The organism is Acetobacter sp. DmW_043 (assembly GCF_002153485.1).
Classification (GTDB): Bacteria; Pseudomonadota; Alphaproteobacteria; order Acetobacterales; family Acetobacteraceae; genus Acetobacter; species Acetobacter thailandicus.
Window position 1 is genome coordinate 43,709 of sequence record NZ_JOMN01000008.1, and the last position, 18,489, is coordinate 62,197.

Sequence of the window (18,489 nt, forward strand, 5' to 3'; positions counted from 1 at the left end):
AAAGTGCGGGCATGGGTTTAGTTGGCAAGAAAATACAACCACATGTATAGGTAAGAAAATGACATAGAACGAAAGTCAGGCATCACACTGATGCTGACTATGATTGCCTTAAGGTAAGTTAGATGAGAGTTATGATGCGGACAGGCGGAATTTTCCTGTCCGGTGTTGTGTTCCTGTGGGGTATGTCGACACAGGCTTTTGCAACTGAGGGTTGCTATGCATTGTTTTATAAAGGGCTTGTTCCGGCTGTTAGTGGTGCACTTAGTCATGGGCAGCTCCTGTGTAATAAAGCTTATGCAACACTGAATTCACCCATGACACGAGGTCCTGTCTGGTCAGCGGAGTGGCTGGTGGAAGAAAACCTTGAGCAGGCTTCCAGAACAAAGCGTGAAGGCTCTTTTTATCCTGATACCCGGGTGCCATATGGCCAGAGGGGAGAATTATCTGACTGGGAGAAAAGTGGCTGGGACAGAGGGCACCTTGCACCATCCGGTGACTTTGCAGGTATTGCAGCCCAGCAGGAATCTTTTGCCCTTTCTAACATCGTGCCACAGGCGCCGGCTTTAAACAGAGGCGCCTGGGCAGGTATAGAAAGTGTTGTCAGAGGGCTGACATATCAGGATGGTGAACTTTATGTTGTGACAGGTGTTCTGTTTCCGCAAACAGGACAGAAACGAACCGGGCGTGATGGCGTGATGGTTCCTTCTGCATTATGGAAAGCTGTGTTTGACCCGGTGGCGGATGGAGCGGCTGTATATTTATGCTTAAACAGCAATACACCGCAGTGCCGGCTCATCTCTTTGTCTCAGTTACAACAAAGAGCCGGGATTGATGTTTTCCCCTCTCTGCCAGAGTCTGTTAAAACTCATGTTATGGCTATGCCTGCAACAGGTACTAATGCTTATGCCCGGCGGGTACGTAACAAACAATCTGAAAAACCAGGATTCAACTGGAACAGCCGTGAAACACGCTGGGTTTTGCGTCAGCTAAGGCGGGCGTTAAAACAGTCCCTGCAATCTTATGGACGTGGGTGATATAAACTTTAAAAATTAAATATGGATTGTCAGTCTGGAATAAGAAGGCTGGCAGATTTTTACCGGGTTAAGCTCAGGCCATAGTCACATTATAACCCGGTAAAATTTAGATATTTATTTTCACTTACGTATATTTTTTATTTTCTGCATGACGATCCATCAGCAGGGATGTAACGGCTCTTTTAAAAGGAGGGAAAGAGTCCGCAAGCTTAATGCCGGTTTCACGAATTTTTTTGAATGGCGCTCCATCGTGGGTGTAGAGAGAGGCGAGGCCATTTGTACCAGCAAACAGAAAAGCCGTTGCCAGTCTGTGATTTTTTTCAAAACGTCTTAAACCCGCAGCGGCTCCGGCATCAGCTGAGAGTGACAGGTTCCATGCGACGGCATCCGCAAGTGTCTCCTGCCCCTTCAGGCCGAGGTTAAAACCATGAGCAGTGATAGGGTGCATACCTACTGAAGCATCGCCCACCAGTGCCAGGCGGCGTGAGGCAAAACGATGGGCATAAACCCCTTTAAGCGGGTAGACATGCTGTGTGCTGACCAGGCGCATCGTACCAAGTCTGTTTCCAAGTCGTTGCATAACAGCAGCATTAAAGTCATCACGTGGCAGAGCCAGAAGCTGGCGCATTTGCTCTTCAGGTAATGTCAGAACAAGTGATGATGCACTTCCGTTAACAGGCAGGAGTGCTACGGTCTGGCCCTCATCAAACCATTGTGTTGCAATGTTATGGTGCGGTGAGGTGTGAAACATACGACACACCATCATCACACGCTTAAAATCGTGCACAATGGCACCTATGCCGCAGCGTTCGCGTGTTTCAGAAAAACGACCATCTGCTCCGACAACAAGCTGAGCTTTTATCTCTCCGCCGGTGTGCGAAATAGTAGCGTGGTCAGCACCCTGATTAATGGCCGTTACGGCCGCGCCAGGCATCAGTGTAATCTCTGGTCGCCGGGCAGCTACAGTATAGAGGGCGCGTTTGATCTCATGGTTAGAAACAAGCCAGCCCAGAGCATCGACACCCCGTCCGTTGGTCGTGAAGGTAAGCGGGTGACGAAATTTACCGGTTTCAACCCGTGCCTCACGAAGCGGGCAGATAGCTGTTTCAGGAATAAGGTTCCAGGCATTTAGTTTTTTAAGAATATTGACGGAGTGGTGTGTCAGAGCAATCTCCCGGCCGTCAAAAGCCGGATCTTCCCATGCGCTGAGAGGTGCCCGTTCGAGCACAACACTTTTCAGGCCAATATCAGCTAATGATAAAGCTGTTGCCAGCCCGACAGGTCCACCACCTGTTATGACAACATCAGTTTGTATGCTGTCTGACATAATGATTACTCCTTACTGTCAGCAGTAAAAGTCACAGGGCTGCCAAGCCAGCGTGCGGTGAACTGCTCAGGGTCAGGGCGACGGGGTGAGGGGGTGTTCTGCCCGGCTGGTGTGCCGACAAAAAGAAAACCTGCCAGTTTATGGGGGGCTTCAAAACCGATCTCGGCTGCGAGAACGGGATCCTCCGTGATATCACCAGAGACCCATACGCCGCCAAAGCCTGTTGCTGAAAGTGCATTGAGGATGTTCATAGCCCCCGCAGCGACAGTCATTTCCTGTTCCCATAAAGGAATTTTATTATCAGGCCGTAAATGCATACCCAGAGCAATGATCATGGGCATATTTGAAAAACGATCGCGACGTTTGTCTATTTTTGCCTGAGGAGCATGAGCATCAAGACGGAGCATGCTGGCTACTATACGCTCTGCAGCAAGCGGGCGGGCTTCGCCTTCAATGATAACATAACGCCACGGTCTGAGCTTACCATGGTCTGGTGCGCGCATAGCTGTCGCCAGAATGTCTGAAAGTTCTGACGCAGATGGTGCAGGTGCAGTAAGGGAGTCCTGAGATGCACGGTTAAGGAGCATTTCCATTGGCGTCATGTTATTATGGTCCTTCTGATCAATAAGGCGAAAACTTTATGCCGATTAGCCAGGGAAAGCAGGGAGAGCTTTGCCGCCCATCAGATGCAGATGAAAATGCGGGACTTCCTGTCCGGCATTATGGCCTGCGTTGGTTATGACCCTGTAGCCACCCTCTTCAAGATCAAGGCTGGCTGCAATGTGCCCTGTTGCCTGCATTATGGCAGCGATTTCTTCAGCGGATGCTGTTTTGCTGAAATCAATAAAAGAGACATAAGGTTTTTTAGGAATTATCAGCACGTGCACCGGCGCTTTCGGGCTGATGTCATGAAAGGCGAGCACATAGTCATTTTCAAAGACTTTATTGCAGGGAATTTCGCCTCGTAAAATTCTGGCAAAAATATTGCCAGGCTCATAAGTTCCGGTGCCGCTGACAGACATTATTTATCCTTTTTTAGAAAGGTTTTTTTTAGGACGTGATGCTTTTTCTGCAATGCCGCTGATTCCTTCCCGGCGATGCAGTTCTGCCCAAATGTCGTTAAGCTGCACGCCGCTGTCTACCAGCATGACGATAAGATGGTAGAGTACGTCAGCACTCTCACTAATCAGTTCATCTTTACGACCGGCTACTGCTTCGATCAGGCACTCAACAGCTTCCTCGCCAAATTTCTGCGCGATTTTGCTGGTCCCGCGAGACAGCAGGCGGGCAGAGTGACTAAGGGAAGGGTCTGTCCCTTTCCGGCTTTTGACTAGTGTAAACAGACGTTCAAGAATATGCACGTCTGCCAGCTGTTCAGCCGTGACCGTGGGCACAGCTTTTGGCTTCGCAGTCACCTTTTTCTTCGCAGGTGATGTCGCTGCTGCTTTTTTGTCCTGTTGTGTGACAGGAGGCGTTTTTGTGCTGACTTTCTTAATCATATCGATTGGCTTGCCTGAAATGGAGCGGGAGAAGGTCTGACCGGCAGACCGGCTGCAGCCAGTGCCGTTTTAACCTGAGAAATGCTGAACTGCCCAAAATGAAATACGCTGGCAGCGAGCAGACCTGTTGCCCCGGCGTGTGCGCCTTCGGCAAAATGTTCAAGCTCGCCAACGCCACCTGAGGCAATAACCGGCAGACGAACTGCCTGAGTAACAGAGCGCAGTAAGGACAGGTCGAAACCTGAACGGGTGCCGTCTCTGTCCATTGATGTGAGCAGAATTTCGCCTGCACCACGTTCTTCAACTTCGCGTACCCAGTCGGTTACATCGCGTCCTGTCGGCGTGCGCCCTCCATGGGTATACACCTCCCACTTCCCCGGTGCAGACTGCCTGGCATCAACAGCAACAACTGTGCACTGACTACCGAACTTATTGGCGGCTTCGTTAATCAGTTCAGGGCGTGAGACCGCCGCTGAGTTCATAGCGCATTTATCAGCACCGGCCAGCAGAAGGCGACGCATATCATCTGTTGTGCGGACCCCTCCGCCCACAGTCAGAGGTAAAAAAATGCGTTTTGCTGTGCGGGTCACGACATCAAGGATAGTATCACGGTTTTCATTGCTGGCCGTAATATCGAGGAAGGTCAGCTCATCGGCACCGGCGGCATCGTAAACAACAGCCTGCTCAACCGGGTCCCCTGCATCACGCAGAGAGACAAAGTTAACCCCCTTAACAACCCGGCCATTTTTAACATCAAGGCAGGGAATAACGCGCAGCTTCAGCATGACCCAAGTACCCTAAGTGCTTCCTGCGGTGACACTCTGCCGTCATACAGGGCCCGGCCAACAATCACCCCTTCTATACCAGGAGCCTGTGCTGCGGCTTCGCGTAAGGCGGCAAGATGCCCGACTGACCCAACACCACCGCTGGCAATAACCGGAATGCTCACAGTGTTTGCCAGCTCGACGGTTTGTTCCAGATCAAGGCCTTCGAGCATACCATCACGGCTGATTTCCGTAAAGATAATGGCACTTGTACCGGCATCCTGCATTCGCAGGGCCAGATCACGGGCCTGCATTTCTGATACTTCAGCCCAGCCCTCGGTTGCAACAAAGCCTGAGCGTGCATCAATGCCGGCTACAATCTGACCAGGAAAGAGACGACAGGCTTCGCGTACCAGTTCAGGGTTTTTGACTGCGACTGAGCCCAGAATGACGCGGGTAATGCCGGCTTCAAGCCATGAGGCTATAGCCTGAATGTCACGCAGGCCTCCTCCCAGCTGCATCGGTACTGTCGTATTTTCAAGAATGGCGCGCACGGCAGGGATGTTAACTGATTTGCCGCTGAAGGCACCGTTCAGGTCAACAGCATGCAGCCATTTAAATCCGGCATCACACCATGCACGGGCCTGCGCAGCCGGGTCATCAGAATAAACGGTTGCATCATCCATCTCACCCCGACGTAGCCGAACGCAGGCACCGTCTTTCAGGTCAATGGCCGGATACAGAGTGAGAGGACGAAGAGCGGTATCAGTCTGAGGCATTGGTGTTATTTCTGCTGCTGGAGAGGGAGGGAGGTCAGGTCGAGTCTTTTTGAAAAGAATAACCCGCGAACCGGGCACTCATCGACCTGCGCATAATGAGGGTGTGTGCCCCAGTGCTCAAAACCTGCACGGATAAAGAGCTGTATGGCGGCTCGCTGCGTTTCGGGTACATCAGCATTGATGACGCGATAACCCATGCTGCGTGCTGCCTGCTCAACGGCACTTAGCAACTGCAGGCCAAGTCCCTGCCTTCGGGCATAAGGGGCAACAAACAGACTTTTCAGAGCAACACACATGGCCTGTGCTTCGTTATTGCGAGGCTCGCGAACAAGCTGGGCAGAGCCTACAATAACCTCTTCATGGCGTACGCCAAAAAGCATGCGTTCAGGTACGAGCAGAAGCCCCTGAAAATAGCGCTCGAGCACCTGTGCGCCCTGAGGGCGTACCCAGCCAAGCCCTCCGCCATCAATTGTTGTGGCGTTAACTGCTTCGCATAGTGCCTGCAGGTCGTCGTCTTCAAACTCCAGGATCCGACTGACTGTTTTCTTTTTTGACATCAGGCCCACCGGGGTGACTCAGGCTGCCAGGACAGAAAATTTGCTATAATACGCAGGCCGACAGTCTGACTTTTTTCAACATGAAACTGAGTGCCTGCCATATTTTTGTGACAGACTATAGCCGGCACAGCACCACCATACTCAGTTGTAGCCAGAAGTGTATCGGCAGATGTGTTGCGCAGGGCGTAGGAGTGCACAAAATATCCGTGCGGGTCATTGCCCAGATGTTCAGTTAACGGGTGTGGGCGAGTGAAGGAGAGAGAGTTCCACCCCATCTGGGGAAGACGCAGGCCTGGTGCATCAAGAGGAGCGACTTCACCTTTGATCCATCCAAAGCCGGGGGTTATGCCATGCTCAAGTCCCTGCTCGGCCATGAGCTGCATGCCAACACAGATGCCCAGAAACGGTGTTCCTTCACTTACAGCTTTAAGCAGGGCCTGTTTCAGGCCTGGTTGTGCAGCAAGCCCCCGGGCGCAGTCGGCAAAGGCCCCCTGACCTGGCAGAATAATACGATCAGCTTTGAGAACCGCGTCGGGGTTGCTGGTAATCTCAACAGAAGCAGTAAGACCTGAAAGCTCTGCTGCCCGCTCTGCTGCGCGGGCAGCAGAAGCCAGATTGCCGCCGTCATAATCAATTACGGCAACGGAGAGAGAGTTGGGCATATGACCTCGTACGTTCTCGGCCTGCAGAGGGCCAGCGGAGAAAAAGCTCCGGGATGGAGGGAGCCTGGGGGAATTGCAGACGCTTTACAGCTTTCCCTTGGTTGAGGGGATTGCATCCTGAGCGCGCGGGTCTGCTTCTACCGCCATGCGGAGTGCCCTTGCCAGTGCTTTAAAGCCGGCTTCAGCAATATGGTGGCAGTTTTTTCCGGCTTTTTGTGTGAGATGCAATGTTAGCAGGCCAGACATTGCGAATGCACGAAAAAATTCTTCGACCAGTTCTGTATCCATTTCGCCAATGCGGTCACGGTCAAAGGTTGCATCAAAAGCGAGGAAGGGGCGACCGGACAGATCAACAACCGCTTCACACAGAGCTTCATCAAGCGGTACAAGAGCGTGACCAAACCGGCGAACACCGCGTTTGTCACCCAGGGCCTGTCTGAGGGTCTGCCCTATGGCAATGCCGGTGTCTTCAACGGTATGGTGCCCGTCAATATGCAGGTCTCCCTGCACTTTAACTGACAGATCAATCAGGCTGTGTTTTGAAAGAGCTGTCAGCATATGGTCAAAAAAACCAATGCCTGTGTCAATATTCGCTTTACCTGATCCGTCGAGATCCAGGGTCACCGTAATATCTGTCTCGCTGGTTGCGCGATGGGTTGTGGCCTGACGTTCTGTCTTCATAATGGTGTCCTGTATAACCTAAGCTGCAGCATCACGCTATGATGCGTTACCATGCCTGCTGCTCAGAATTTGGTAAATCTATCTTAAGTCTTTTTCAGGCTTAAGTCTTTTTCAGGTTTTTTCAGGGCACGTTGCGTTCAAGCTCATCGAGCCAGAGTCTCGCGTTGCCATCAGAGGGAGCGCGCCAGTCGCCACGTGGTGAGAGACTGCCGCCGGCCATAATTTTGGGGCCGTTGGGCATGGCTGAGCGTTTAAACTGACTGGTGGTGAAAAAACGGTAAAGAAATTTACCAAGCCAGTGTCTGATCGTTACAAGGTCATAGGCCTTACGCTCTGCATCAGGAAAGCCGGGTGGCCAGCTGTCTTCCTCTGCATTTTGCCAGGCCTGCAGGGCCATAAAGGCGATACGTGATGGTGGCAGGCCATAGCGCAGTATATAAAATAAGGTGAAGTCATGCAGAGCATAGGGGCCTATTGTATCTTCTGTGCTTTGTATTTTTCCATTCGTTGCGGGAATGAGTTCGGGAGAGATTTCTGTATTAAGAATTGTGGTCAGAACCGGGGAAACTGTTTGTGAAAAATACCCTGAGGTAATTGCCCAGCGGATGAGGTGCTGAATAAGCGTTTTGGGCAGGCCGGCATTCACATTATAGTGCGACATCTGATCGCCGACACCATAAGTACACCAGCCAAGAGCCAGTTCAGAGAGGTCTCCTGTGCCGATCACAAGCCCGTTATGTTTGTTAGCCAGCCTGAATAAAAAGTCTGTGCGCAGGCCGGCCTGAACATTTTCAAAAGTGACATCATGCACAGCCTCGCCTTTTGCAAAGGGGTGATCAATGTCACGCAGCATCAGAGAGGCTGCTGGCCGGATATCGAGAACTTCGTGTGTGGTACCCAGGGTCTCCATTAAAATATTGGCGCTGGCCAGGGTTTTATCAGTCGTACCAAAGCCCGGCATGGTGTAGGCCAGCACTGATGTGCGGGGCCAGCCCATTTCATCGGCAGCGCGCACAGCGGTCAGCAGTGCCTGGGTCGAGTCCAGCCCTCCCGATATGCCAATGACCATGGTTTTTACGCCGCTGTTGCGCAAGCGTTGTTTGAGTGCCGAAACCTGAATGGTAAAAGCTTCAAAGCAGTCCTGTTCAAGGCGGTGTGGGTCGGAGGGCACGAAAGGAAAACGGTTAAGGGGGCGGCGCAGGCCCAGATTGGTCAGCGGCGGTGTGAAGGTGCTTGTAATACGCTGCCAGGCGGATGTATCGCCAGCAACAGCACGGGCATTTGCGGTGAATGACCCCATGCGCATACGCTCCTGAGCCAGTAGCATGAGGTCGATATCAGCAGTGATAACGCGACTGCCAGAGGGAAAACGTTCGCTTTCTGCCAGTAGCTGCCCATTTTCAAAAATAGAGATTTGCCCATCCCAGGCTACATCTGTCGTGGATTCCCCCTCTCCGGCGGCGGCGTAAATATAAGCAGAGAGGCACCGGGCTGATTGTGAGCGGCATAAAAGATTGCGGGTTTCAGCTTTGCCAACGGTGATGTCACTGGCAGAGGGGTTGGCGAGAATGGTGGCTCCGGCCAGTGCAGCGACTGAACCAGGTGAGACGGGGACCCACATATCCTCGCAGATTTCGATAGCGACGCAGAAATGTGCGATGTCGGCAGCTTCAAATAAAAGGTTTGTGCCAAAAGGCACCGCATATTTCCCTATGCGGATCGTTTCGTTGCGGAGCTGTGCACAGGCTGTGAACTGCCGGGCCTCATAAAACTCTCTGTAGTTTGGCAGGTAGCTTTTGGGTACTACTCCGAGAATTTTTCCGCGATGCAGCACCACGGCACAGTTACATAAGGCTGAACCGTGGCGCAGAGCGGCTCCGACAATGAGCATGGGGAGCAGATCAATGGTAGCTGCAGCGAGCTCAGTCAGTGCGGTTTCTGTCTCGGTGAGAAGTACTTCCTGCTGGCGCAGGTCATCAAGAGAATAGCCTGTCAGGCTGAGTTCAGGAAAAACGCAGAGCGAGCATCCCTGCTCATCGCTGTTTTTTGCAGCCTCAAGGATACGTTCTTTGTTGGTGGCAGGGTCAGCCAGAGCGACAGGAAGGGTGCAGGCGGCAACGCGGGCGTATCCATGGTGGTATAGTGCGTAAAAAACAGAATCTGGCATGATGGTTTTGCGCCCTTCCTCTTATTTTGAGCCGTCAGGAGTGAGCCTGAGCTATGGCAGAATAGTCGTTCTGCCTGGCAGGAAAAAATTTTCAAAAAAAATTATAAAAAAGCAAAATACCCTATTGTGTAATTTTCATCATCAGAATATATAGTCCTCAGTCTGATGCGGGCGTAGCTCAGGGGTAGAGCACAACCTTGCCAAGGTTGGGGTCGTGGGTTCGAATCCCATCGCCCGCTCCAGACTTTTCTCCGAAAAATATAATTAAACCTTGAGGGTTTTGATTGTAATTTTCGTCGAGTTTTTTCCCCTCATCACAGATTGCTGTGTTTTCAGACTCCTCTCCTGAGTTTGGATATGATTTTTTTTATGCTGCGGCGTAATTGGTCCATCCTGTTCAAAACACATTAAATTTTTGCACAGATAACAGAACGAATTCGAAATATTCTGAAGTTAGAATAATTTTAATTGCATGAAGCGGGCCTTTGTGGTCACTATCAGTAATACGGTTTTGTAAATTCGTATTACTGGAGCTCTCATGCGTCTGCCATCACTTCTTCGCAAAAGCGTGTTCGCTGGTATCTGTGCGGCACTTTCCTGCACGTCAGTTTCTGCGGCTTCCCTCAAGGTTGGTTATAGTGACTGGCCAGGCTGGGTCGCCTGGCAGATTGCTATTGATAAAGGCTGGCTGAAAGAGGCGAAGGTTGACGCTGATTTTCAGTGGTTTGATTATGGTGCCTCGCTTGATGCTTTTGCTGCACATAAGCTTGATGCTGTTATGGCGACAAATGGTGACGCCCTGATGATGGGGGCTAATGGCCATAAGGGTGAGATGATTCTCGCGACCGATTATTCCGATGGCAACGATATGGTTGTTGCACAGCCTGGCATTACCAGCATGCAGGAGCTTAAAGGCAAGTCGATTGCGGTTGAGGAGGGTCTGGTCGATCATCTTTTGCTGCTTAAAGCGCTGGAACAGTCAGGCATGTCTGAAAAAGATGTGAAGCTGGTTAATACCAAAACTAACGAAATGCCTCAGGTTCTGGCTTCTGGTGAAGTTGCTGCCGTTGTCGCCTGGCAGCCTAACTCAGGTCAGGCGCTGCGGGCTGTGCCTGGCTCTCGCCCGGTTTTTACATCACATCAGGTGCCTGGGCTGATTTACGATACCATCGTGGTTGATCCGCAATCGGTGCACGATAACCGTGAGCAGTGGCAGCGCCTTGTCGGCGTATGGGATCGTGTAGTGACGTATATTCAGGGCCCCAAAACGCAGCCCGATGCTTTGCGTATTATGTCACATCTCGCAGGGGTCACGCCTGTTGCCTACAAGCATTTTCTTAATGGTACGCACCTTCTGACACTCTCAGATAATAAAGCTGTTTTTGTAAAAAAAGAGGGGCTTTCCTCTCTCTACGGATCAACAGAAGTTGCGAATACATTTAACCTTCAGCAGGGGGTTTATAAAAAATCGCAGAATGTTGACAGTTATATAAATCCGTCTTTTACGGCATCCGTTAAATAAAAGTGCGGCAGGAGAGCATCATGCACAGCTTCAGGGCTTCATGGCGGCTATATGGCCGGACTGACCGGGTATCTCGCCAGATATTTGGTGTTCTGGCAGTTCTCCTGCCTTTGCTGATCTGGAGTTCAGTCAGCTATCTTCCTTTTGTCTGGCATCCGCAGATCATGATTACTGACCCGGGAGGGGAGGAGTATCTTGAAGCTGGTATGCGGATGAATAAAAGCGATTTTTCCCGTGCAGTAAAAGAAATGCAGGATCAGCATCAGGCTGTGCCAAAAGGTGTCGCATCTAATCCTGTTTATCTGCCTTCACCGGGGCAGGTGTTAAAAGCTTTTGTTAATGCCTTTACATCTACAGCTTCTGTCGGGGCAGAGCACTCTATTCTTCAGGCTTTCTGGCACAGTATTCGTATTATTTTCTGGGGATTTTTAATTTCGTCAGTGATCGGCGTGCCTCTGGGTGTATTTTGTGGTGCAATTCCCGCTCTTTCCAGATTACTTGAGCCATTTGTCGATTTCTTTCGTTATCTTCCGGCACCGGCTTTTGGCGCTCTCGCCGTTGCTATTCTGGGTATTTATGATGCTCCGAAAATTGCCATCATTGTAATCGGAACATTGTTCCAGCAGGTTCTGGTAATAGCCAATACAACACGCCAGCTCGATTTCTCACTGGTTGAGGCATCACGTACGCTGGGTGCAAAAGGTTTTCGTTTATTATTTCGTGTTGTTATTCCTGGTATTTTGCCAGATCTTTATAAAGATCAGCGCATTTTGCTGGGGTGGGCCTGGACGTATCTGATTGTCGCTGAGCTGATTGGTACATCATCCGGCATTACATGGTTCATTACACAGCAGGCGCGTTATCAGCATTTTGACAATGTTTTTGCTGCTATTGCCCTGATTGGTGTCGTTGGCCTTGGAACTGATATTGTTCTGGGTCTGCTCGGTCGTAAACTGTTTACATGGAAAAGGGAGAATGGCTGATGACTGATAAAGCAGAACATACCCTTCCTGATTATCGTGATCTTCCGCCTGATGTTGCAGAGCGTATGGCACAGATTAAAAAACGAGATTATGTTTTAAAAATTGACCATGTTACAAAAGAGTTTGTGCAAAAACGTTCCCGTGTCAAAGCTCTTGATGATATAGAATTTGGTGTGCATCGCCGCGAACTGGTCTGTGTTGTCGGGCCATCAGGATGTGGAAAATCAACCCTTATTCGTATCCTGGCAGGCCTGGAAGATCCGACAAGCGGTCATATTCTGATGGATGGCAAGTCGGTACACGGTCCAGGTGCAGACCGGGGTATGGTTTTTCAGAAATATACACTCTTTCCATGGCTGGATGTTTGTCAGAACGTCATGTTTGGTATCGAAATGGCTGGTGTCAGCCGTCTTGAGGCCCAACGCCAGGCACTGCAATGGTTACAGATGATTGGTCTGGAGCAGTTTGCAAAGGCTTATCCGCATCAGTTGTCAGGTGGTATGCAGCAAAGAGTTGCAATTGCGCGTGCTCTTGCGGCTTCACCTCGTGTGCTGCTGATGGATGAATCCTTTAGCGCTCTTGATGCCCAGACCCGCACAAAAATGCAGAATTATCTGATGGAGATCTGGCGTAAAATTGACATAACAATAGTCTTTATCACGCATGATCTTGATGAAGCTATTTATCTTGCTGATCGTATCCTTGTTCTTAAACCTAACCCTGGTCGGGTTGAAGAGGTTATAGAAGTACCTCTGTCACGGCCACGCAGGGCAGAGCAGATGACGTCAGATGAGTTTCTGGCAACTAAAGCTCATCTTGAGGAACTTATTCGTTCTTTCGGTGTGCCAGATGAGAATGCAGAGGACGAGGATGTAAAAATTGATCTCCCCCTCCTCACGCTTGTGACAGATAAAGTAGAGTAGGAGAGACCGGAATGAGCGGCAAAGAACCCAAAGAGCAAATCAGCCGTATCAGTGTATCGCTGTCGCCGGTTATTCTGCGTGAGCTGGATGCTATGGTTGAGGCAAAAGGTTATGCCAGCCGGTCTCAGGCTATTCAGAATATTGTGCATCAGGAGCTGATGTCATGTCGCCAGGAAAGCGGTGATGAGCTTTCGGCTGGTGTTATCATTCTTTTTTATAATAACACGGTTGCAAATCTTCCGCAGAGACTGGCTGATCTGCAATATGAAAATCTGGCTGAGGTTATTAGTTCCCTGCATGTTAACCTCATTCGTCGTCAGACACTCGAAGTTTTGCTCGTTCAGGGTAAAGTAAAAAAACTTCAGGAAATAGCTGATCAGTTTATCACATTGCCTGGTGTTATATCTGGTCGCCTTCACCTGATTGCTTCACTTATTCCTCCCGTTCACGAAACAGGTCGTGAGCTTGAACTTAATGTCGAAGAACCCTGATATTTTTTATCTTCCCTGAATAATACAGGAGAGTTTTATGCAAATTGATCAACAGTCACCAGAATGGTACCGTGCGCGTTATAATCAGCTGCGCGATCAGGCCCTTGAAACAGAAAACAGCGTGCGTGCTCCGGCAGCGCCTGTTGAGATGAAAGAAGAAGATGTTCTCCATCGTGAGACTATTCCGGGTGGATGGTACTGGAGCACGTTTCTGCCGCGTGGTCAGGCTCTCCGGCTGCTGAATACATCAGGTAATAATGGTGTTTCAGTTGCCTTGTGGAACGCCGATGACCTAAGTGAGCGTTATAATGCGGGTGATACTATTAAGCTGCAATGGACAACCTGCCTGACAACAGGGCGTGTATTATTTTCTGATATGGGGCGGGTTCTCGCTTCGGTTATTGCTGATACATGTGGTTTTAGTGACACCCTGGCCGGTGGCAGTACACCACAAAGCAATATGCGTAATTTTGGTTCTTCATCCCTGCGTAACACGCGTAATAATTTTCGTCTCACTGCCGGAAAATACGGCATGTCGCAGCATGATGTGACCTCCTGCATTACGTTTTTCTCGCATATCAGTACACAGGCTGATGGAAGCTTTAAGTGGGTTGAGGGTGATGTAAACCCCGGTGATTATGTTGATCTGCGCGCTGAAATGAACCTGCTGGTTGCAGTTTCAAACTGCCCGCACCCATTTGCGCCTGATGCAGATTTCACACCTGGTCCGGTTGAAGCTGTGCGCTGGCAGGCGCCGAAGCCAGCGGCAGATGATCTGTGCCGTAATTTCTGTGAAGAAGCCCGCCGTGGTTTCGACAATACCGATATTCTGTTTGCCTGAGCGGAGTCAGACCTATGACAGAGCATGAAATCAGCAAAGTTTTTTCAACTGTAGTTCTCGATCACGTCATTCCTGCGCGTACACCATGGTCTGGTGTTGTGCGTAAAGGTCAGGTGATCCGGATTATAGATCTTGAAAGTCAGCAGGCTGTTGATGCACTTTTTTATAACGCCCATGCTTATCATGAGCGCTACAGTGCGCAGGATACACTGGTAAACCAGGGTGCCGCTTATATCAGTACAGGTACCAGCCTTTATTCAAATGAAGGTAATGTACTGATGACTGTTGTGGCTGATACCTGCGGTCGTCATGACACACTGGCCGGTGCCTGCAGCTGTGAATCAAATACCGTGCGTTTTGGGCATGAGACGAAATATATGCATGCCTGTCGTGAGAACTTCCTTCTTGAAGTTGAAAAATACGGTATGAGTAAAAGAGATATCGTTAATAACGTTAACTTTTTTATGAATGTTCCCATTTTGCAAAATGGCGAGCTGGTTATTGACGATGGCCTTTCTGATCCGGGTGGATATGTCGATCTGCGCGCAGAGATGGACACACTGGTCGTGATCTCCAACTGCCCGCAGGTAAATAACCCCTGCAATGGCTTCGTGCCGACCCCGGTTCGCGTCGTTATCGGCGATCCTGTTTCTCTTTGACGCTAAGGGCAGTCTGTCATGTTCACAAAGGTATTGATTGCTAATCGCGGAGAGATCGTGCGTCGTGTTGGTCGTACGTTAAAGCGGATGGACATAGCATCCGTCGCTGTCTGCTCTGAAGCTGACCGTTTCACGCCGCCTGTGCTTGAGGCAGATGAATCTGTTCTCATTGGTCCTGCTGCGGTTAGTGAAAGCTACCTGAACATGGACGCAATTTTGCAGGCCTGTATCAGTACAGGAGCGCAGGCTGTTCATCCTGGTTATGGTTTTTTAAGTGAACGTGCAGAGTTTGCTGAAAGGCTTGCTCTGCATGGTATTAAATTTATGGGTCCTCGCCCTGAGCATATGCGTGCTTTCGGCCTTAAGCATACAGCCCGTGACCTGGCACGACAGAATAACGTCCCACTTTTGCCAGGCACTGATATTCTTGAGAGTGCTGACGCAGCCTTAAAAGCTGCTGCTGAAATTGGCTATCCGGTCATGCTGAAAAGCACAGCCGGTGGCGGTGGCATTGGTATGCAGATCTGTCATAACGAGGCTGAACTGCAGGAATGTTTTGCCGCTGTTTCGCGTATGGGGGGTAATAATTTTGGTGATGCCCGCGTCTTTTTAGAAAAATTCATTGCCTGTGCACGTCATGTTGAAGTTCAGATTTTTGGTGATGGACGCGGGAATATTCTTACACTGGGTGAGCGTGACTGCTCCCTTCAGCGTCGTAATCAGAAGGTTATTGAAGAGACACCAGCTCCAGGTCTTTCTGATGAAACGCGCGCTGGTTTGCGCGAAGCCGCACGTGCTCTCTGTGCTGCTGTGGCATATGAATCAGCAGGTACAGTTGAGTTTATTTATGATACAGAAAGCGGAGATTTCTACTTCCTTGAAGTGAATACGCGTCTTCAGGTTGAGCACTGTGTGACTGAAGAAGTGTTCGGGATTGATCTGGTTGAATGGATGGTACGCCAGGCTGATGGCAGTCTGGTTCTTCCTCCGCAGGAAAGTCTCATACCAGAAGGTGCTGCCGTGGAAGCTCGTATTTATGCCGAGAACGCGGCAGAAAATTTCCGTCCTTCTACAGGGCGTCTTACTGAAGTCAGTTTTGCTCCTGGCGTGCGTGTTGATGGCTGGGTTGAAACCGGCACTGAAGTCACCCCCTATTATGACCCCATGCTGGCAAAAGTGATTGCCCGAGGTGCCTCGCGTGAGGAGGCATTTGCTAACCTTAATGCTGCACTGACTGAAACACGCCTTAGCGGCCTTGAAAGCAATCTTGATTATCTGTGCGCTATTACTGCCGATGAGACGGTAAAAGAAGGTAAAGTTTTTACAGGCCTGCTCAATAGTTTTGCATATATGCCTGCAACAATCGAGGTTGTTGCTCCAGGCCTGCAGTCTACAGTGCAGGACTGGCCAGGCCGTGTTGGTTACTGGGATGTCGGCGTGCCGCCAAGCGGCCCGATGGATGACCATAGTTTTCGTCTGGCAAACCGTATTGTTGGTAATGCAGAAGGTAAACCTGCGCTTGAGTTTACCGCTACGGGGCCGGTATTACGTTTTAATGCACCGGCTCTTATCGGTCTTTCAGGGGCGTGGATGCCCGCCACGCTGGACGGGGAGGAGGTGCCTTACTGGCAGCCGGTAGAAGTTAAAGCTGGTCAGGTTCTGGCTCTGGGGCAGATCAAGGGAGCGGGGCATCGCACTTATCTGGCCGTACGGGGTGGTATTGATGCACCGCTATATCTGGGGTCAAGTGCGACCTTTATGCTGGGGCAGTTTGGTGGTCATGCCACGGGTCAGCTGCGCACGGGTGATGTGCTTCGTCTTGCAAAAGCTGAGGGTGCTATTTCTGCCCCGGTTACAATTGCAGCAGAAGACCGTCCTGCCCTTACCCGCACCTGGGAGCTTGGCGTGCTGTATGGTCCGCACGGCGCACCAGACTTCTTCCTTGAGGAGGATATAGCAACTCTGTTTTCCAGTGAATATGAGGTGCATTTTAACAGCGCCCGTACAGGTGTGCGTCTGATCGGTCCTAAGCCGCGCTGGGCCAGAACTGATGGCGGAGAGGCGGGGCTGCACCCTTCTAATATTCACGATAATGCTTATGCTATTGGCGCTATCGATTTTACAGGCGATATGCCCATCCTCCTGGGGCCAGACGGACCAAGCCTTGGTGGTTTTGTTTGCCCTGCCGTGTTGACGCGTGATGAATTGTGGAAAATGGGACAGCTGCACCCGGGTGATAAGGTGCGTTTCCGGCGCGTAACGCCTGAGCCCGTCAGTGTTGCGTTTTTGCCTGAGCCGATTGTCGCTGATACTCCGGTTCTGTTCCGCTCAGAGGGTGAAATTCCGGTTGTTTATCGTCGTGCCGGTGACTGTTATCTGCTGCTTGAGTTTGGTCCGCCAGAGCTTGATATCGCGTTGCGCCTGCGTGTGCAGTTGATGCTCGAACGCCTTAAAGAAGCGGCTATAGACGGTATTATTGATATGACACCGGGCATCAGGTCGCTACAGGTGCATTATAATCCTGATGTTCTTACGTTATCTTCATTGCTTGAGACACTGCATACGACAGAGCAGGCTTTGCCTTCGGGTGATGATGATATTGTGGTGCCAAGTCGTATAGTTTACCTGCCTGTTTCGTGGGATGATGAGCAGGCTCGTCTTGCGATGCAGCGTTATCAGGAGCTCGTGCGCCCTAATGCACCATGGTGTCCGTCAAATATAGAATTTATTCGTCGTATTAATGGTCTTTCATCAGTTGAGGCTGTGAAAGATATTATTTTCAGCGCTTCATATCTTGTTATGGGGCTGGGCGATGTTTATCTTGGTGCTCCTGTTGCAACGCCTGTAGACCCTCGTCACCGTCTGGTGACAACAAAATATAATCCTGCCCGTACCTGGACACCTGATAACGTTGTGGGTATTGGCGGCAGCTACATGTGTATTTATGGCATGGAAGGCCCTGGCGGTTATCAGCTTTTCGGGCGTACAACACAGGTCTGGAATACATGGAGAACAACAGATGTTTTTCATGAAAACACCCCATGGCTATTACGGTTTTTTGATCAGATTCGTTTTTATCCGGTCTCGCATGATGAGCTGATGGAAGCACGTGCAGCCTTCCCGCACGGGCGTTTCTCTGTCAGAATTGAAGAGACAAAATTTAGCCTTTCAGAATACCGCAATTTTCTTGAAGCTAATAAAGTTGAAATTGGTGAAGCCTGTGCGCGTCAGCAGGCTGCTTTTGAGGCAGAGCGCCAGGAGTGGATTGCAAAAGGTCTTGATACTTTCGAGGCTGAAGATAACAGCAGTCTGGCAGATGAGTCGGTTTTGCCTGAAGGGCAGATGAGTGTTGATAGCCCCGTTCCCGGGAGTGTTTGGCAGATACAGGTGGCAGTAGGTGACCGGGTTAAAGTGGGTGACACCGTTGCGATCATTGAATCAATGAAAACTGAAATGAAAATCAGCTCACCTGCTAGTGGTGAAGTGAAAGAAATTCTTTGTCGTAAAGGCCGCGAAGTGCGAGGAGGTGAACGCATTATGGTGGTGTGCACCGACTAAAGCCGCATAATAATTTATTTCTTTTGCAGCAGTAATAAGGAT

At 50.3% G+C, this 18,489-nt stretch carries 16 protein-coding genes, 1 tRNA gene and 1 pseudogene; 9 read left to right on the forward strand and 9 right to left on the reverse strand.

Features of this window, described 5'->3' with window-relative positions; all coding sequences use genetic code 11:
- The first annotated feature begins 122 nt into the window (after positions 1–122).
- Complete coding sequence (locus HK11_RS02440) at positions 123–1,034, forward strand: DNA/RNA non-specific endonuclease (RefSeq protein WP_086553756.1); 912 nt, start codon at positions 123–125, stop codon at positions 1,032–1,034.
- A gap of 124 nt (positions 1,035–1,158) precedes the next feature.
- Here HK11_RS02440 and ubiM read toward each other — a convergent pair whose 3' ends face one another.
- The 9 genes and pseudogenes from ubiM to HK11_RS02485 form a co-directional block, all read right to left on the reverse strand.
- The gene (gene ubiM, locus HK11_RS02445; RefSeq protein WP_086553757.1) at positions 1,159–2,361 is read right to left on the reverse strand and encodes a 5-demethoxyubiquinol-8 5-hydroxylase UbiM; all 1,203 of its coding nucleotides are present in this window, start codon (positions 2,359–2,361) and stop codon (positions 1,159–1,161) included.
- 5 nt (positions 2,362–2,366) lie between these two features.
- The gene (locus HK11_RS02450) at positions 2,367–2,963 is read right to left on the reverse strand and encodes a nitroreductase (RefSeq protein ID WP_086553758.1); all 597 of its coding nucleotides are present in this window, start codon (positions 2,961–2,963) and stop codon (positions 2,367–2,369) included.
- 45 nt (positions 2,964–3,008) lie between these two features.
- The gene (locus tag HK11_RS02455; protein WP_086553759.1) at positions 3,009–3,383 is read right to left on the reverse strand and encodes a histidine triad nucleotide-binding protein; all 375 of its coding nucleotides are present in this window, start codon (positions 3,381–3,383) and stop codon (positions 3,009–3,011) included.
- A gap of 3 nt (positions 3,384–3,386) precedes the next feature.
- Positions 3,387–3,860 carry a phosphoribosyl-ATP diphosphatase gene (locus HK11_RS02460; protein WP_086553760.1) on the reverse strand — a complete coding sequence of 158 codons (474 nt, stop codon included), beginning with the start codon at positions 3,858–3,860 and terminating at the stop codon, positions 3,387–3,389.
- Positions 3,857–4,645, reverse strand: coding sequence for an imidazole glycerol phosphate synthase subunit HisF (hisF, locus tag HK11_RS02465; RefSeq protein WP_086553761.1), 789 nt, complete (start codon positions 4,643–4,645; stop codon positions 3,857–3,859). Before hisF ends, HK11_RS02460 begins: the two co-directional genes overlap by 4 nt.
- Positions 4,639–5,960: pseudogene (hisA, locus tag HK11_RS02470) on the reverse strand (1-(5-phosphoribosyl)-5-[(5-phosphoribosylamino)methylideneamino]imidazole-4-carboxamide isomerase). Before hisA ends, hisF begins: the two are co-directional and overlap by 7 nt.
- Positions 5,960–6,622 (reverse strand): imidazole glycerol phosphate synthase subunit HisH, encoded by a 663-nt coding sequence (gene hisH / locus HK11_RS02475; RefSeq protein WP_086553762.1) that lies wholly within the window; start codon positions 6,620–6,622, stop codon positions 5,960–5,962. The pseudogene hisA and the gene hisH overlap by 1 nt, the downstream one beginning before the upstream one ends.
- Before the next feature lie 84 nt (positions 6,623–6,706).
- Positions 6,707–7,303 carry an imidazoleglycerol-phosphate dehydratase HisB gene (hisB, locus tag HK11_RS02480; protein ID WP_086553763.1) on the reverse strand — a complete coding sequence of 199 codons (597 nt, stop codon included), beginning with the start codon at positions 7,301–7,303 and terminating at the stop codon, positions 6,707–6,709.
- 121 nt (positions 7,304–7,424) lie between these two features.
- On the reverse strand, positions 7,425–9,470 hold the full coding sequence (locus HK11_RS02485; protein ID WP_086553764.1) for an NAD(+) synthase: 2,046 nt from the start codon (positions 9,468–9,470) through the stop codon (positions 7,425–7,427).
- A gap of 167 nt (positions 9,471–9,637) precedes the next feature.
- Between HK11_RS02485 and HK11_RS02490 the strand changes: the two genes are divergently transcribed.
- The 8 genes from HK11_RS02490 (at position 9,638) to uca (ending at position 18,447) form a co-directional block, all read left to right on the forward strand.
- Positions 9,638–9,712, forward strand: a tRNA-Gly gene (locus HK11_RS02490).
- 296 nt (positions 9,713–10,008) lie between these two features.
- Positions 10,009–10,992 carry an ABC transporter substrate-binding protein gene (locus HK11_RS02495; RefSeq protein WP_086553765.1) on the forward strand — a complete coding sequence of 328 codons (984 nt, stop codon included), beginning with the start codon at positions 10,009–10,011 and terminating at the stop codon, positions 10,990–10,992.
- 20 nt (positions 10,993–11,012) lie between these two features.
- Positions 11,013–11,975: an ABC transporter permease gene (locus tag HK11_RS02500; protein ID WP_086553766.1), complete on the forward strand. Its 963-nt coding sequence runs from the start codon at positions 11,013–11,015 to the stop codon at positions 11,973–11,975.
- Positions 11,954–12,898 carry an ABC transporter ATP-binding protein gene (locus tag HK11_RS02505; protein WP_086553767.1) on the forward strand — a complete coding sequence of 315 codons (945 nt, stop codon included), beginning with the start codon at positions 11,954–11,956 and terminating at the stop codon, positions 12,896–12,898. The genes HK11_RS02500 and HK11_RS02505 overlap by 22 nt, the downstream gene beginning before the upstream one ends.
- An 11-nt stretch (positions 12,899–12,909) precedes the next feature.
- On the forward strand, positions 12,910–13,389 hold the full coding sequence (nikR, locus tag HK11_RS02510; protein WP_086553768.1) for a nickel-responsive transcriptional regulator NikR: 480 nt from the start codon (positions 12,910–12,912) through the stop codon (positions 13,387–13,389).
- Between the two features lie 37 nt (positions 13,390–13,426).
- Positions 13,427–14,230, forward strand: a complete 804-nt coding sequence (locus HK11_RS02515; RefSeq protein ID WP_086553769.1) for an urea amidolyase associated protein UAAP1 — start codon at positions 13,427–13,429, stop codon at positions 14,228–14,230.
- A gap of 14 nt (positions 14,231–14,244) precedes the next feature.
- A complete protein-coding gene (locus tag HK11_RS02520; protein ID WP_086553770.1) occupies positions 14,245–14,889 on the forward strand; it encodes an urea amidolyase associated protein UAAP2 in 645 nt (214 codons plus the stop codon).
- An 18-nt stretch (positions 14,890–14,907) separates the two neighbouring features.
- Positions 14,908–18,447, forward strand: a complete 3,540-nt coding sequence (gene uca, locus HK11_RS02525) for an urea carboxylase (protein ID WP_086553771.1) — start codon at positions 14,908–14,910, stop codon at positions 18,445–18,447.
- Positions 18,448–18,489: the final 42 nt, after the last annotated feature.

What these genes read in the sequence shown, in the direction of transcription:
- HK11_RS02440 (WP_086553756.1), top strand. Translation starts at nt 123, where the DNA reads ATGAGAGTTATGATGCGGACAGGCGGAATTTTCCTGTCCGGTGTTGTG.
- ubiM (WP_086553757.1), bottom strand. Translation starts at nt 2,361, where the DNA reads ATGTCAGACAGCATACAAACTGATGTTGTCATAACAGGTGGTGGACCT.
- HK11_RS02450 (WP_086553758.1), bottom strand. Translation starts at nt 2,963, where the DNA reads ATGACGCCAATGGAAATGCTCCTTAACCGTGCATCTCAGGACTCCCTT.
- HK11_RS02455 (WP_086553759.1), bottom strand. Translation starts at nt 3,383, where the DNA reads ATGTCTGTCAGCGGCACCGGAACTTATGAGCCTGGCAATATTTTTGCC.
- HK11_RS02460 (WP_086553760.1), bottom strand. Translation starts at nt 3,860, where the DNA reads ATGATTAAGAAAGTCAGCACAAAAACGCCTCCTGTCACACAACAGGAC.
- hisF (WP_086553761.1), bottom strand. Translation starts at nt 4,645, where the DNA reads ATGCTGAAGCTGCGCGTTATTCCCTGCCTTGATGTTAAAAATGGCCGG.
- hisH (WP_086553762.1), bottom strand. Translation starts at nt 6,622, where the DNA reads ATGCCCAACTCTCTCTCCGTTGCCGTAATTGATTATGACGGCGGCAAT.
- hisB (WP_086553763.1), bottom strand. Translation starts at nt 7,303, where the DNA reads ATGAAGACAGAACGTCAGGCCACAACCCATCGCGCAACCAGCGAGACA.
- HK11_RS02485 (WP_086553764.1), bottom strand. Translation starts at nt 9,470, where the DNA reads ATGCCAGATTCTGTTTTTTACGCACTATACCACCATGGATACGCCCGC.
- HK11_RS02495 (WP_086553765.1), top strand. Translation starts at nt 10,009, where the DNA reads ATGCGTCTGCCATCACTTCTTCGCAAAAGCGTGTTCGCTGGTATCTGT.
- HK11_RS02500 (WP_086553766.1), top strand. Translation starts at nt 11,013, where the DNA reads ATGCACAGCTTCAGGGCTTCATGGCGGCTATATGGCCGGACTGACCGG.
- HK11_RS02505 (WP_086553767.1), top strand. Translation starts at nt 11,954, where the DNA reads ATGGAAAAGGGAGAATGGCTGATGACTGATAAAGCAGAACATACCCTT.
- nikR (WP_086553768.1), top strand. Translation starts at nt 12,910, where the DNA reads ATGAGCGGCAAAGAACCCAAAGAGCAAATCAGCCGTATCAGTGTATCG.
- HK11_RS02515 (WP_086553769.1), top strand. Translation starts at nt 13,427, where the DNA reads ATGCAAATTGATCAACAGTCACCAGAATGGTACCGTGCGCGTTATAAT.
- HK11_RS02520 (WP_086553770.1), top strand. Translation starts at nt 14,245, where the DNA reads ATGACAGAGCATGAAATCAGCAAAGTTTTTTCAACTGTAGTTCTCGAT.
- uca (WP_086553771.1), top strand. Translation starts at nt 14,908, where the DNA reads ATGTTCACAAAGGTATTGATTGCTAATCGCGGAGAGATCGTGCGTCGT.